At 59.6% G+C, this 14,896-nt stretch carries 13 protein-coding genes; 5 read left to right on the forward strand and 8 right to left on the reverse strand.

The features are described from left to right. Positions 1-158: 158 nt before the first annotated feature. The 5 genes from BUA94_RS02585 to BUA94_RS02605 all read left to right on the forward strand — a co-directional run bounded on the left by BUA94_RS02585 (position 159) and on the right by BUA94_RS02605 (position 6,409). The gene (locus tag BUA94_RS02585) at positions 159-1,817 is read left to right on the forward strand and encodes a nitrite/sulfite reductase (RefSeq protein ID WP_073008409.1); all 1,659 of its coding nucleotides are present in this window, start codon (positions 159-161) and stop codon (positions 1,815-1,817) included. Next, complete coding sequence (locus tag BUA94_RS02590) at positions 1,804-2,568, forward strand: phosphoadenylyl-sulfate reductase (RefSeq protein ID WP_073008412.1); 765 nt, start codon at positions 1,804-1,806, stop codon at positions 2,566-2,568. The genes BUA94_RS02585 and BUA94_RS02590 overlap by 14 nt, the downstream gene beginning before the upstream one ends. Before the next feature lie 78 nt (positions 2,569-2,646). After that, positions 2,647-3,183: a DUF934 domain-containing protein gene (locus BUA94_RS02595; protein ID WP_073008415.1), complete on the forward strand. Its 537-nt coding sequence runs from the start codon at positions 2,647-2,649 to the stop codon at positions 3,181-3,183. 369 nt (positions 3,184-3,552) lie between these two features. Further along, positions 3,553-4,596, forward strand: a complete 1,044-nt coding sequence (locus BUA94_RS02600) for a Fe(3+) ABC transporter substrate-binding protein (protein ID WP_073008419.1) — start codon at positions 3,553-3,555, stop codon at positions 4,594-4,596. Between the two features lie 145 nt (positions 4,597-4,741). Beyond that, the gene (locus BUA94_RS02605; protein ID WP_073008422.1) at positions 4,742-6,409 is read left to right on the forward strand and encodes an ABC transporter permease; all 1,668 of its coding nucleotides are present in this window, start codon (positions 4,742-4,744) and stop codon (positions 6,407-6,409) included. A gap of 69 nt (positions 6,410-6,478) precedes the next feature. On the opposite strand, the gene BUA94_RS02610 is transcribed toward BUA94_RS02605, so the two are convergent. The 8 genes from BUA94_RS02610 to BUA94_RS02645 form a co-directional block, all read right to left on the reverse strand. Then, positions 6,479-7,105: a CoA transferase subunit B gene (locus BUA94_RS02610; protein ID WP_073008424.1), complete on the reverse strand. Its 627-nt coding sequence runs from the start codon at positions 7,103-7,105 to the stop codon at positions 6,479-6,481. A gap of 21 nt (positions 7,106-7,126) precedes the next feature. Then, on the reverse strand, positions 7,127-7,822 hold the full coding sequence (locus BUA94_RS02615) for a CoA transferase subunit A (RefSeq protein ID WP_073008426.1): 696 nt from the start codon (positions 7,820-7,822) through the stop codon (positions 7,127-7,129). Between the two features lie 92 nt (positions 7,823-7,914). Next, entirely contained in the window at positions 7,915-9,099 is a 1,185-nt protein-coding gene (locus BUA94_RS02620) for a GNAT family N-acetyltransferase (protein ID WP_139250990.1), read from the reverse strand. Positions 9,100-9,200: 101 nt separating this feature from the next. Next, complete coding sequence (locus tag BUA94_RS02625; RefSeq protein WP_073008429.1) at positions 9,201-10,025, reverse strand: ABC transporter permease; 825 nt, start codon at positions 10,023-10,025, stop codon at positions 9,201-9,203. After that, a complete protein-coding gene (locus BUA94_RS02630; protein ID WP_073008431.1) occupies positions 10,022-10,948 on the reverse strand; it encodes an ABC transporter permease subunit in 927 nt (308 codons plus the stop codon). Before BUA94_RS02630 ends, BUA94_RS02625 begins: the two co-directional genes overlap by 4 nt. A gap of 23 nt (positions 10,949-10,971) precedes the next feature. Then, a complete protein-coding gene (locus BUA94_RS02635) occupies positions 10,972-12,126 on the reverse strand; it encodes an ABC transporter ATP-binding protein (RefSeq protein WP_073008433.1) in 1,155 nt (384 codons plus the stop codon). 65 nt (positions 12,127-12,191) lie between these two features. Beyond that, entirely contained in the window at positions 12,192-13,277 is a 1,086-nt protein-coding gene (locus BUA94_RS02640; RefSeq protein ID WP_408011910.1) for a polyamine ABC transporter substrate-binding protein, read from the reverse strand. 161 nt (positions 13,278-13,438) lie between these two features. Then, on the reverse strand, positions 13,439-14,824 hold the full coding sequence (locus BUA94_RS02645) for a glutamine synthetase family protein (RefSeq protein WP_073008435.1): 1,386 nt from the start codon (positions 14,822-14,824) through the stop codon (positions 13,439-13,441). Positions 14,825-14,896 lie beyond the last annotated feature (72 nt).

Raw genomic sequence — 14,896 nt, forward strand, 5'->3', positions numbered from 1 at the left:
GTCTTGGATCGGCAGGGATCTCCTTCGGGAGATCTTGGAGGAAGAGCCGGTCGACCTTGAAATGACTGAGCATCGGTGACGGGCACTTGGCCCCTGATGCTCCGGGAAGATGACCGGTCAGCGCCTCGGACAAGGCCCAGCCGGAGTGGAGACGCGAAATGTACCGTTACGACGAATTCGACCAGGGCTTCGTGACCCAGCGCACCGAGCAGTTCAAGGACCAGGTGCGCCGCCGCCTGTCTGGTGAGCTGTCTGAGGAAGAGTTCAAGCCACTCCGCCTCATGAACGGTCTCTACCTTCAGCTTCATGCCTACATGCTGCGTGTTGCCATTCCCTATGGCACGCTGAACAGCCGTCAGATGCAGAAGCTGGCGCATATCGCCCGCACCTATGACCGCGGTTACGGCCACTTCACGACCCGGCAGAACATCCAGTTCAACTGGCCGAGCCTGGCGGATACGCCGAAGATCCTGGAAGAGCTGGCCGAAGTCGAGATGCATGCCATCCAGACCTCGGGCAACTGCATCCGCAATGTGACCGCCGACCATTTCGCCGGAGCTGCTGCCGACGAAATCGCCGACCCGCGTCCCTACGCGGAAATCCTGCGCCAGTGGTCGTCGCTGCATCCGGAGTTCTCGTTCCTGCCGCGCAAGTTCAAGATCGCCATCACCGGCGCGCCGCACGACCGCGCAGCCGTTCAGGTGCATGACATCGGTCTGCAGCTGACCCGCAACGAAGCTGGTGAAACCGGTTTTGTGGTCTTTGTTGGTGGTGGCCTCGGCCGCACGCCGATGATCGGCCGCAAGGTGCGCGACTTCCTGCCGGAAGAGGACCTCTTGGCCTATTCCGAAGCGATCCTGCGCGTCTACAATCTCTATGGCCGCCGCGACAACAAGTACAAGGCCCGCATCAAGATCCTGGTTCACGAGACCGGTCTTGAAGAGCTGAAGGCGGACATCGAGGCAGAATTCGCCAAGATCCGTTATGGCGTGCTGCGACTGCCGGATGAAGAAGTGCGCCGTATCGAGGCCTATTTCGCACCGCCCCCGCTGGAAGTCCTGCCGGAAACTGATGGTGCTTTTGAAGCCCGCAAGGCAGCCGACGCGGCTTTCGCACAGTTCGTGGCGCATAACCTCAACCCGCACCGGGTTCCGGGCCATGTCAGCGTGACCATCTCGATGAAGCCGATTGGCGGCATCCCCGGTGATGCGACCGATGTGCAGATGGATGAGATCGCAGCCATCGCCAAGGCCTATGGTCATGACGAGATCCGCATCAGCCATGAGCAGAACGTCATCCTGCCGCATGTGAAGCTGGCGGATGTCCCGGCGATCTTCGACCGTCTGGTCGCAGGTGGCATGGCTGAAGGCAATTCCGGTTTGATCACCGACATCATCGCCTGCCCGGGCATGGATTATTGCGCCCTCGCAACGGCCCGTTCGATCCCGGTCGCTCAGCGGATTTCCGAACGCTTTGGCGGTGCTGACCGTCAGGCGGAAATCGGCGAGCTGAAGATCAAGATCTCCGGCTGCATCAACGCCTGCGGTCACCACCATGTTGGCCACATCGGCATTCTGGGCCTGGAGAAGAAGGGCGAGGAATTCTACCAGATCACGCTTGGCGGCTCTGCGAACGAGAATTCCTCGATTGGTGAAATCATCGGCCGCGGCTTCTCCTCGGAAGAAGTAGTCGATGCAATCGAAACCCTGGTGGACACCTATCTGGGTCTGCGGAGCAGCAAGGAAGAAACCTTCCTCGATGCTTACCGGCGTGTAGGGGATGACCCCTTCAAGGAGGCCCTTTATGGGACTGGCTGAACCTGCTGGCAGATACGAGACATCGGAACCTGCCGGCATCCGGGATGAAATCGACGCTCTGAACATCCGGTTCGCCGGGGCAACGGCGCAGGAGATCCTGCGCTATGCGCTCCGGGAGCGCTTTGCCGGTGACATCGCCATGGTGTCCAGCTTCGGTGCGGATTCCGCTGTGCTTCTGCACATGGTGTCCGAGATCGATCCCTCTGCGCCGGTGATCATGGTCGATACCGGCAAGCTCTTTCCCGATACCTTGCGGTACAGGGATCAGCTGACCGAGCAGCTCGGCCTGACGGATGTCCGCTCGCAGAAGCCTGCGAAGCCGGTCTTGTCCGAGGTCGATCCTGCGGGCATGCTCTGGATGAGTGATACGGACGCTTGCTGCCATGTGCGCAAGGTGGTTCCGCTGGAAGAGGCGCTGTTTGGCTTTGGAAGCTGGATTTCGGGCCGCAAGCGGTTCCAGAGTTCGACCAGATCCAGCCTGCCGCCTTTCGAGTATGAAGGCGGACGGGTGAAGATCAATCCGCTCGCGGACTGGACGGCAGAAGACATTCTTGCCTATGCCAGGGAAAAGAACCTGCCGCCGCATCCGCTGGTAGCCCAGGGCTATCCGTCGATCGGCTGCATGCCCTGCACCTCCAAGGTCAAGCCGGGTGAAGATGCCCGGGCGGGCCGGTGGCGCGGGCAGGACAAGACCGAGTGCGGCATTCACCTGCCGACCCTTGGCAAGGAAGTCGACGGTAGCGGCATTTGAGAAATTCCGGCTGCGGCCGGCAAGAGACAGTGCGGGTCCCGGATAGTCTGTCCGGTCCGCGAAGGGACGCGAAGACGAATGAGCAAGATCTACAAGAACGGCGCTTTCCATGAGGAAGACTGGATCCGCGTCGCCAGCGAAGAGCCGGTTCCGGCATCCGGAAACGTGCTTGTTCCGCTTGCCCGCTATCTGGCGGAAGCCGAAAGCCTGAGCGGCAGTGACGCTTCCATCGCTGTGCTGGTGTCTCCGGGTGACAATGTGGAAGACATCGTCGCTCATCTGGACAAGCTGGCGCTTGTGGCCGTTGATTTCCCGAAGTTCAGCGATGGCCGCGGTTTCTCCTCGGCCCGGGTGCTGCGTGAGGAATTCGGCTACAAGGGCGATATCCGCGCTGTCGGGTTCTACATCCTCGACCAGATCCCGCTGCTGCGCCGTTGTGGTGTCAGCAGCTTCGAGATCGTGAAGCCGGAAGTTCTGGCCGCGCTCGAAAAGGGCGAATGGCCGGAAGTGACCCGCTATCTTCAGCCCGTCGGTGCTGTCGAGGAAGCCCCGGCTGGCACCCGTCCCTGGGCTCGCCTGTCCTTGCGCTCTTCGACCGCCGAGGCGGCCGAGTAAGCCCTGGGCTTTGCAAACTGTCTTTTGAAGAAGGTCCCGGCCGGTCAGGTGCGGGACCTTTTTTCATGGGCGGCGATTGTTTCGCTGTTGCGAAGCCGCGCTTTCCTGAGCGCACTCACGGGAACGTGACCGGGGCCTGTGGATTGGGAGGGCAGCCTTCATCGAAGGTGCCTCTTCCGAAAAATCCGCAAGATGATGGAAATGAAGAGAAAACTTGAGTTATAGATACCGATTAGATTGGAATTATTCTAAACTATTGATAACTAGGGGTTTATTGACTTGAAAAGGGGTGCGGACCATAGTCCGCGCGGAAATAGCAAGCATCCGCGCGGTGGTCCGCAGCGGAAGGATCATTCCGGGAGACGATATATGCACGGAGCAAGGAAGGCATTTGCCTGCGCGGTGATACTGGCCACGACGGCGCTAACCAGCGGGCAATCATTCGCAGATGAGGAAGTGAACGTTTACTCCTATCGGCAGCCTTCTCTCATTCAGCCTCTGCTGGATGCCTTCACTGCCAAGACCGGCATCAAGACCAATGTGGTCTTCTCCGACAAGGGGCTCGGCGAGCGTATTGCGGCTGAGGGCGAGAACTCCCCGGCTGACGTTATGCTCACCGTGGACATCGGCCGTCTCGACACTGCCAAGCAGCTCGGCATTGCAGAGCCGATCAAGTCCGAAGTTGTTGCGAAAGACATTCCCTCTCAGTTCCGCGATGTGGATGGGGATTGGGTTGGCTTGACCGCCCGTGCCCGCATCATCTATGCGTCCCGCGAGCGTGTGGACCAGACGGCCATCACCTATGAAGAGCTGGCAGACCCGAAGTGGAAGGGCCGCATCTGCACCCGTTCGGGCCAGCACGACTATACCCTCGGCCTGATCGCTTCCATGATCGTGCACCACGGTGAAGCTGAAACCGAAAAGTGGCTTGTCGGCCTGCGTGACAATCTTGCGCGCAAGCCCACCGGCAATGACCGCGCCCAGGTGAAGTCCATCTATGCCGGCGAATGCGATATCGCACTCGGCAACACCTATTACATGGGTCAGATGGAAACCAATGACGCGGAACCGGAGCAGAAGGATTGGGCAGCCTCCGTCCGCCTTATCTTCCCGAATGCGGAAGATCGCGGAACGCACGTGAACATTTCGGGCGTCATCCTCAACAAGTATGCTCCGAACCGGGACAATGCGATGAAGCTGATCGAGTTTCTGACCACGCCGGATGCTCAGGAGATCTATGCGGAAACCAACTTCGAGTATCCGCTGACGCCGGGTGTCGCGATTGCGGAGCGCGTCAAGGGCTGGGGTGAGCTCAAGCCGGATGACATTTCCCTGTCCGAAATTGCGAAGTACCGCAAGGCCGCCAGTGAAATGGTGGACCGGGTCGCCTTTGACGACGGCCCCGCATCCTGATTGCTGAAAACTCGGGTTTCCCGGGACAAGGCGCCGCACATGTGCGGCGCCTTTTGCATTTCAGCTTCACACCCTTTAACTAGACCGAACAGCTCCGATTTTGCTTTCCCCGGGAGACCCCCAACCCTTGTCACGCCTGCGCCTCATGACATCTGCAGAACGCTTCTGGCAGATCGCCGCTCTGGCTGTGGCAGCTCTGGTGGTCTTTCCGCTTGCCTCCATTGGCTGGATTTCCTTCGGCGGGGCAGGGGAGGTCTGGTCGCATCTGATCAGCACGGTTCTGCCGAGAGCGATTTCCACGACGGTCATTTTGATGCTCGGCGTTGGCGTGGTGACCGCTGTGCTTGGCATCGGCACGGCCTGGCTCACCACCATGTGCCGGTTTCCGGGGCAGAAGATCCTGGATTGGCTTCTGCTCGTGCCCCTTGCGGTGCCGACCTACATCATCGCCTTCGCCTATGTGGAGGTGATGGACTACACAGGCCCGGTCCAGTCCTTCATCCGCCAGCTCTTCGGCTTTCACACATCGCGGGACTACTGGTTTCCGGAGATCCGGTCCCTTGGCGGTGCGATCTTCGTGATGAGCGTGGTGCTCTACCCTTATGTCTACCTGACGACCCGGGCGAGTTTCCTGATCCAGTCTGCCTCCATTCTTGATGTGTCACGCACACTCGGGGCGTCTCCTTATCGGGTGTTCTTCCGAGTTGCTCTGCCGCTCGCCCGGCCGGCGGTGGTTGTGGGCGTGTCTCTAGCGCTAATGGAATGCCTGAACGACATCGGTGCGGTGACCTTCTTCGGTGTGAAGACCCTGACCTTCTCGGTCTATGAAACCTGGCTCAACCGCTCGAGCCTGACCGGCGCAGCCCAGCTCGCGATTGCCATGCTGATCATGGTGTTTGCCCTGCTCTGGCTCGAGCGCTTTGCCCGCCGCAAGCAGCGGTTTGATGCAGGCCATTCCAAGCAGCGTCAGCCCGCACGGTTTGATCTGAGCGGCTGGCAGGCTGGCGGGGCGCTGGTGCTTTGTCTGGTTCCCGTCATCCTTGGCTTTGGCGTGCCTGCAGCCCTCCTGGCGGACCGGGCAAGCCGTCGTCTCAATGACCTCCTGCAGGAACCATTCCTCTTGTCTGCCTGGCACAGCCTGTCGCTGGCCGCGGTCGCAAGCATTCTGACCGTGGTGATCAGCATCGCGCTGGCCTATGCCCTGCGGCTCCGCAAGACCCGGCCTCTGGTGATGGGCGTGCGGTTTGCAGCTGTTGGCTATGCCATCCCTGGCACGGTTCTGGCGGTTGGTATCCTTGTTCCGCTCGCAGCTCTCGACAATTTCGTCGATGCGCAGATGAAAGCATGGTTCGGCATCGGAACCGGCCTGCTGCTCGTGGGCTCGGGAGTGGGCCTCGTCTACGCCTATATGGTCCGTTTCCTGGCCGTGTCCTATGGCCAGGTGGAGGGGGGCTTCGGCAAGATCTCTCCCCATCTGGACATGGCATCGCGCACTCTGGGCCGCAATGCGTCCCAGACCCTCGGACAGATCCATCTGCCCCTGTTGCGTCCGGTGCTCTTGTCCGCTCTGCTCCTGACCTTCGTCGATTGCATGAAGGAATTGCCGGCCACGATCCTGCTGCGGCCTTTTAACTTCAACACACTCGCGACGACCGTGTTTGAAGCAGCATCCCGCGAGGCATTTGAGGATGCGGCGCTTCCAGCACTTACGATCCTCATCGTCGGTCTGTTGCCGGTCATCTATCTTGCCCGCACCAGCGCGTCGTCCTTCCGCACGCGCACCAGCACGCGCGGCCGCAAGGCTGTGGCCTAAAACCGTACCCCAAACGAAAACGGCCTCCCGTTGAGGAGGCCGTCTGTCGTTCCAAGAGAAGCGCTTGCTTCAGACCAGCGTTGCTTCCGTGGAGGCCTTGACCTCGTCTTCGGAAACACCCGGAGCCAGTTCCACCAGCTTCAGCCCGCCTTCGACCACGTCGAAGACACCGAGGTTGGTGATGATGCGGTCAACGCATTTCACGCCGGTGAGCGGCAGGGTGCAGTCCTTCAGCAGCTTCGAGTCGCCTGCCTTGGAGGTGTGGTCCATCAGGACGACCACACGCTTCACGCCGGCGACCAGATCCATGGCGCCGCCCATGCCCTTGACCATCTTGCCCGGGATCATCCAGTTGGCCAGATCGCCATTCTCGGACACTTCCATGGCGCCCAGGATCGACAGGTCGATGTGACCGCCGCGGATCATGCCAAAGCTGTCTGCGGAGGAGAAATAGCTGGTCCGGGGCAGTTCGGTGATGGTCTGCTTCCCGGCATTGATGAGGTCGGCATCGACTTCATTCTCGGTCGGGAAGGGGCCCATGCCGAGCATGCCGTTTTCCGACTGCAGCGCCACGTCGACGCCTTCCGGAATGTAGTTGGAAACCAGCGTCGGAATACCGATGCCGAGGTTCACGTAGAAACCGTCTTCGAGTTCCTGAGCGGCCCGCTGGGCCATTTCGTCACGAGTCCAAGCCATGATGTGTCTGTCTCCCGTTTCTCAGGCCGCGCGGGTGGTGCGCTTTTCGATGCGCTTCTCGAAGGTGCCCACAATGATGCGGTCAACAAAGATGCCCGGCGTGTGGATGTGGTCGGGGTCCAGTTCTCCGGTCTCTACGATCTCTTCGACTTCGACCAGGGTCATCTTGCCTGCGGTGGCCATCATCGGATTGAAGTTCCGGGCGGTCTTCCGGTAGATCAGGTTGCCTTCCTTGTCGGCCTTCCAGGCCTTGACCAGGGACACATCGGAAACCAGTCCGGTCTCCATGATGTAGGTCTCGCCGTTGAAGTCCTTGTGCTCCTTGCCCTCCGCGATCAGCGTGCCAACGCCGGTCTTGGTGTAGAAGCCCGGAATGCCGGCTCCGCCTGCGCGGATACGTTCGGCGAGAGTGCCTTGCGGGTTGAATTCCAGCTCAAGTTCGCCGTTCAGGTACTGGCGCTCGAACGTGGCGTTCTCACCCACATAGGAAGAGATCATCTTCTTGATCTGGCGCGTCTGCAGCAGGAGACCAAGGCCGAAATCATCCACGCCGGCATTGTTGGAAATGGCGGTGATGTTGCCGGTGCCGGTATCGCGCAGAGCTGCGATCAGGTTCTCCGGAATGCCGCAAAGACCAAAGCCGCCGGCCATGATCGTCATTCCGTCGAAAACCAGTCCGTCCAGCGCAGCCGCCGCGTCCGGAAAAATCTTGTTCATGTTTTACTCCCAGAAGTCTCCCTGATGGGAGGCACTTGAGCGCGGATTGTGCGCTGCGTCAAGAGCGTAGGGTGTGATCAAAAGTCTGAGGCTCAGCCCCCATTTTCCTTACGCAGGTAGTTCCGGAGAGTTTGCTTCACCCGGTGAAGTTTCAAGGCGCACTTGCCGATCCGGGTGAGTGGAAGCTGGATGCGCTTCAAGAGCACTTCCTGCGGGCCAAACCGCTGCTTGTAGTCTTGCATGCCAGTGCCGAAGCTGAACTGGCGGATGCCGTTGGCTTTCGCCCAATCCATCGTCCGGGCGAAGAGCACGACCCCGGGGGACATCCTGTGCCACTTCTCGTCCCCTATTGCGATGAGCACGCCGTTGAGCATGTCCTGGTTGATGAAGGTCATGACAGCTGCTGCAATCTCGGTGTCGGTTCGCAATGCGAGAAAAACGGCGTTGCTATCATAAGATCGCAGGCTGGCGATATCCTTGTAGAAACCGACGCGACCCGGAAACTCAAGAGAATTGGGGCGCCCCATGGCTTCAAAACGAATGCGCCGCTGCTCCCGGATCATTTCGATGATCTCGAGCCTGTCTTCAACGGCACGGACCTCGACCAACCGGACGCCTTGGGCATCCAGTTTGCGGTTCTTCTGCCGGATTTCCTTGAACACAGGCCGTGTGCGCCAAAACTCCTGTTCGCCTTCCGGAGCAAGTGCCAGCATTAGCATCGTTGCCTCATCTCGGGCACACGCAAGCTGGTAGAGTGGACTAAGATGGGAGCCCAGCTTCGGGACAATATTCCGGATCATGATCAGATCGACATTTGTCAGGCTTTTGGTCAGCTGGAGCCAGATGACCTGTGCTTGTGTGGTCGACAGATGGAGGTTGTTGCTGATGATCGGGCCGGATTGATCAGCGAGGCCAAGGTCAGGGATGGATGCAATTCTGAGGGGGCCGCGTCTGCTCCGGTGGAGCGGTACCAGCATCACGGTTTCGCCCGTTTCAGCCTGCCGGATTTCGTGGATTTCGAACCGGTCGCTGCTCGATGTGAGCATGTTGCGCTGGAAAGCTTCAAAAAAACCGATGGTTTGAAAAGGCGTAGAGGCCGAGCCACCCGGCAGCCGTGCCCAAAGCTGTTCCATTTCCTCGCGTGCCGGGGCAGCATGCACTTTAATCTCAAAGCAGTCACTCTCACCCGAACGTGCCTGTGAAGGCTCGTCCGGAAAGGAGTAAGCCAAATCTGGCTGTGTAGCTTGCATAGCGATATGCGACCTTGAAAATATCAATCCAAAGATGCAGGAACTAAAGCATATGATCCGCTAATTTTCACTGAAATTCTCAAGTTTTCTGGTGATGTCGATAGGAAGTGACCAGAGAGGCGTTGTCTCTAGCCAGCTGCTCCGAAAGCTGCGCGTTCATCCCGCTCGCGCTGGACTTGCTGGCGCTTGGTGGCGATCGACGCGGCAATCACACCCATTGTCACCAGGGCGACAAGGATCGTGCAGACTGCGTTGATTTCCGGCGTCACGCCGAGGCGGACCTGCGAATAGATCTTCATGGGCAGCGTGGTTGCCCCGGGGCCCGTCGTGAAGCTGGCGATCACCAGATCATCGAGAGACAGGGTGAAGGCCAGCATCCAGCCCGCAATCACGCCAGGAAGGATGATCGGCAGGGTGATCAGGAAGAAGGTCCTGACCGGAGGGCAGCCGAGGTCTTCCGCGGCTTCCTCGATGCTCTTGTCGAAGCCGACCAGACGGGACTGAACGACCACCGCGACGTAACACATGGTGAAAGTCGTGTGGGCAAGGATGATGGTCCAGAAGCCTCTCGCCTGGTCCATGGCCACAAAGAGCAGCAGCAGCGACAGGCCGAGAATGACTTCCGGCATCACCAGCGGCGCGAAGATCATCCCGGAGAAAAGCGACCGGCCAATGAAACGGCCAGAGCGGACCAGCACCAGGGCAGCCATGGTTCCGAGAATGGTGGCGATACTGGCGGATAGGAAGGCGACCTTGAGCGTGATGATGGCAGCATCGATGAGCTGCTGGTTCTTCATCAGCTCGACATACCACTTCGTGGAAAAGCCGCCCCATACGGTCACCAGCCGGGATTCATTGAAGGAAAAGACCACCAGCAGCAGGATCGGCAGATAGAGGAACGAAAAGCCGAGCACCAGCGAGGTGACATTGAACCAGGACGGACCGGATTTCATGCTTGTTTCTCCGCGGCTTTCTGTTGCTGGTTCTGGAACAGGACGATCGGGATCACCAGGATCATTAGCAGGATGACGGCGACGGCGGACGAAACGGGCCAGTCACGGTTGGAGAAGAACTCCACCCAGAGGGTCTTGCCGATCATCAGGGTGTTGGAGCCGCCGAGCAGATCCGGAATGACGAATTCGCCCACCGCCGGAATGAAGACCAGGAAGGATCCTGCGATCACGCCGGGAATGGAGAGCGGCAGGGTGATCTTCCAGAAGGCTTTCCAGGGCGGGCAGCCAAGGTCCGAGGCTGCCTCCAGAAGGCTGATGTCCAGCTTTTCCAGGCTGGCATAGAGCGGCAGCACCAGGAAGGGCAGATAGGAATAGACGATGCCGATATAGACCGCGAGATTGGTGTTCAGGATGATCAGGGGCTGGTCGATCAGGCCGGTCCACAGCAGGAACTGGTTGAGCAGGCCCTCGTTCTTCAGGATGCCGATCCAAGCATAGACGCGGATCAGGAAGCTGGTCCAGAACGGCAGGATGATCAGCATCAGCAGGGTCGGGCGCCAGGCCTTCGGGGACCGTGCCATGCCATAGGCAACCGGATAGCCGACCAGAAGGGTGATCAGTGTGGAGACAGCGGCAATCTTGACGCTGGAGAGATAGGATTTCCAGTAGAGGTCATCCTCGGTCAGCCAGATGTAATTATCGAAGGAGAAGGTCGAGAAGGCATCCTTGATCCCAGCCAGCCCATCAGAGAGGTCGAAGGTCGGCAGATAGGGAGGAATGGCGACCGCCACTTCCGAGAAGGAGATCTTGAAGACCATGAAGAACGGCGCAAGGAAGAACACCATCAGCCACAGGAAGGGCATGGCAATCAGCAGCCAGCCACCGGCTGACCTGCGCGGTTTGTCTTGTGTCCCGGTGCTCATGTGCTGCCCCGCTTCCTCTGCGCTTATGCCGTAAGGATGACGCCTGCATCCCGCTCCCAGCTCAGGACGACCTTGTCGTCCCAGGCAATCGGGCGTTCAACCAGCCGGGTGATGTTTGCAACGGTCGCCCGTAGCGTTTCCTTTTCGCCAACCCGCGAATGGAAGATCGATATATCGCCGAGATAAGCAATGTCCCAGACTTCCGCGCCCACCTTGTTGACCGCATTGGCCTCCGGAGTGTCGCCATGGGCGATGCGGATCTTCTCGGGGCGCATTGCGTACCAGACCGTATCGCCGACGGCGGCCGGGGTTTCCTGGATGGTATCGATACAGAATTCGCCGGATGCGGCCTGAAGGATCGTGCCCTGGGGCGACTTTTCAGCCACCTTGGCCTCGATCAGGTTCACATCGCCGATGAAGTCTGCAACGAACTTGGAGTTCGGCGTTTCGTAGATCTCGGCAGGCGGAGCCATCTGGATGATCTTGCCCGCATCCATGACGGCGATGCGGTCGGCAACGGTCATGGCTTCTTCCTGATCGTGGGTCACGATCAGGAAGGTCATCTTCAGTTCTTCCTGAAGGGTCATCAGCTCGAACTGGGTTTCCTCGCGCAGCTTGCGGTCAAGGGCTCCCAGCGGCTCATCGAGAAGCAGTACCTTGGGCCGCTTGGCAAGTGAGCGGGCGAGGGCGACACGCTGGCGCTGGCCGCCGGAAAGCTGATGCGGCTTTCGCTTTGCGAAAGGGACCAGCTTCGTCAGCCGCAGCATCTCGGCAACACGCTCGGCGATCTGCGCCTTGGGCATGCCATCCTGCTTCAGGCCAAAGGCGATGTTTGCCTCGACATTCATATGCGGGAACAGCGCGTAGGACTGGAACATCATGTTCGTCGGGCGCTTGTAGGGCGGGACACCGGCGAGATCCTGGCCGTCCAAAAGAATCTGGCCTTCGGTCGGCGTCTCGAAGCCTGCGAGCATGCGCATCATGGTGGTCTTGCCGCAGCCGGACCCGCCAAGCAGGGCGAAGAATTCGCGCTCGTAGATTTTCAGGCTGAGATTGTCGACCGCGGTAAAGTCCCCGAACCGCTTGGTCACATTCCGGAATTCGATGAACGGCTTGGCTGCCGGATCATCCCAAGGTGAAAAAGCACGTCTTACCGGGCCGATTGGTTTTTTCGCCAAGGTCCTGTCCCCATTTGTCCCCGTAACCAGAAAGGGCGGGTCCTTGAGGACCCGCCCGGTGCCGGTTAGTTGCCGCTCTTGACTTCGGTCCAGACCCGGTTCTGAACCCGGGAGACCTTGGCGGGCTTGGTGCTCACCGTGTAGAGCTTCTTGACCGTTTCCTCGTTCGGGTAGATCGCCGGATCTTCGAGGACTTCCTTGTCGATGAACTCCTGGCTGGCCTTGTTGCCGTTAGCGTAGAAGATGTAGTTGGACGCCTTGGCAGCCACTTCCGGACGCATGATGTAGTTCAGGAATTCATGTGCTTCCGCCACATGCGGAGCATCGGCCGGGATCGCCATGTTGTCGAACCACATCAGGGCGCCTTCCTTCGGGATCGTATATTCCACGGTCACGCCGTTGTTGGCTTCTGCTGCGCGGTCACGGGCCTGGAGAATGTCGCCGGACCAGCCCACGGCCAGGCAGATGTCGCCGTTGGCCAGAGCGTTGATGTACTCGGAGGAATGGAACTTGCGCACATAGGGGCGGATGGACTTCAGCAGTTCACCAGCCTTCTCGATGTCTTCGGCGCTGTTGGAATCCGGGTCAAGGCCAAGATAGTTCAGGGCTGCCGGGACCATTTCTTCCGGAGTGTCGAGCATGAAGATGCCGCAATCGGCCAGCTTGGCTGCATTCTCCGGCTTGAACACCAGATCCCAGCTGTTGACCGGCGCATCGGCAATGGCTGCCTTCACCTTCTCGACATTGTAGCCGATGCCGGTGGTGCCCCACATGTAGTTGATGGCGTATTCGTTGCCCGGGTCATACTTCTCGAGGCGGAGTTCGATGTCCTTCCACATGTTCGACAGATTGGTCAGCTTGGACTTGTCCAGCTTCTGGAATACGCCGGCCTGAATCTGACGGCCGAGGAACGTGCCGGTCGGAACCACGACGTCATAACCGGTGCCGCCTGCCAGCAGCTTGGTTTCCAGCACTTCGTTGCTGTCGAACACGTCGTAGACGACCTTGATGCCCGTCTCCTTGGTGAAGTCGGTCAGGATCGAATCATCGATGTAATCGGACCAGTTGTAGACGTTGACGACGCGGTCCTGCGCCAATGCCGAACCGGCCATCAGGCCAAGCACGGCAACCCCACTCAAAATGCGCTTGATCATCTTTTGAACTCCACTCCAGAAGGAAGGACCAGTCAGTCTTCCATGGGACATTTTTACAGTGTTCTTCCAGCATCCGACAATGGTGCTGGTTTGGTTTTCCCGCCAGTCAAAAATCATGCCTTCCCAACATGTTCCGTCTGGCGGCGGCATTTTCTGCCTCAAAGGTAGGTCTGCCGCTCCAGGCTTGAAATCTCCCGGCCGAACTCGTTTAGTTCCTCTCGCTTGATCTCCGTGAGCACCTTGTGCATTTCGCTGCCGACAGCTTCTTTCATTCGTTCGGACGCGGCAAAGGCATCGATGGCTTCGTCCATCCAGGGCGTCAGCTTCTTGTGACGGGCCTCATAAGCGTTGCCGAGCACCGGCGGCGGCGGCGTCTTCTTGGCAAGCAGGCCTTCCAGCATGCCGGCCAGGACGCCGACCAGCACGAAATAGGGATTGGCATCTGCGCCCGCGATCCGGTGCTCGATCCGGGCCGCTTCCGGCGAACTGGCGGGGACCCGCAGCGCGACCGAGCGGTTGTCGTAGCCCCAGCAGATGGAGGTCGGTGCGTAGGACCCCGGCTGCATCCGGCGGAAACCGTTGAAGGTGGACGTGAAGAGCAGCAAGGCTTCCGGCATGGTGTCCAGAAGCCCCGCGATGGCATGGCCGATCCGTTCCGATCCGCTGTCTGGGTCCGCAAAGATGTTGCCGTTCTTGTCTTCCATCGACACGTGAACATGCATGCCGTTGCCGGGCCATTCGACAAAAGGCTTGGCCATGAACGAGGCCTTGAGCTGATGCTTGCGGGCAACGCCCTGCACGAGCCGGCGGAGCAGCACCGCATCATCCGCGGCAAGCAGTGGATCACGCCGATGGTGCAGGTTGAGTTCGAATTGACCGGGGGCGGCTTCCGAGACCGCCGCATCTGCCGGAATTCCCTGCAGATCTGAGGCACGGCGCAAATCGTCCACCACCGGCTGAAGGGCTTCCAGGTCCGACAGGGCATACATGTTCTGCCGGGCCGGGCCGAGATGTGTCGAGAACAGAGGCTTCGGCTGTTCGCTCCAGTCCCCGTCCGTCTCCTCAAGCAGATAGAATTCCAGCTCGAAAGCGCATGTGGCTGTCAGGCCATGTTCGGCCAGCTTGTCGACCATGCGCTTGAGCACATGCCGGGGGTCGGCCAGGAAGGGGTCTCCCTCCCGGTCATACATGGACAGAAGCACCTGGGCGGTCTTGCGATCGGTCCAGGGAACAAGCTTAAGCGTCTCGGGAATAGGCCAGCAGACACCGTCCTTGTCGCCGGTCTCAATGTGCATGCCGGTGCTTTCCACCTCGCGGCCCCAGACATCCAGGCCGAAAAGGGAGAAGGGCAGGGCAACGCCCTGGCTGAATACCTTGGAGGCGGCGGATCCAGGCAGCCATTTGCCGCGCAGCACGCCGTTGGTGTCCGGAAGAACCACTTCAACCGTGTCGAGGTCCGGGTGCTCCGCGAGAAACGCCTCGACGTCCTTCTTCCATCCCGGTTCAGCGGGATGCTCGAGTGTCAGGTGAGGCAGGTCTACCATAGTCCACCATGTTTCCGGTTGAGGCCAAGTTGATAGGCGCGGCCAGGAAGCTATTGACAAAATGTGATCACG

It is taken from the genome of Roseibium suaedae (assembly GCF_900142725.1).
Classification (GTDB): domain Bacteria; phylum Pseudomonadota; class Alphaproteobacteria; order Rhizobiales; family Stappiaceae; genus Roseibium; species Roseibium suaedae.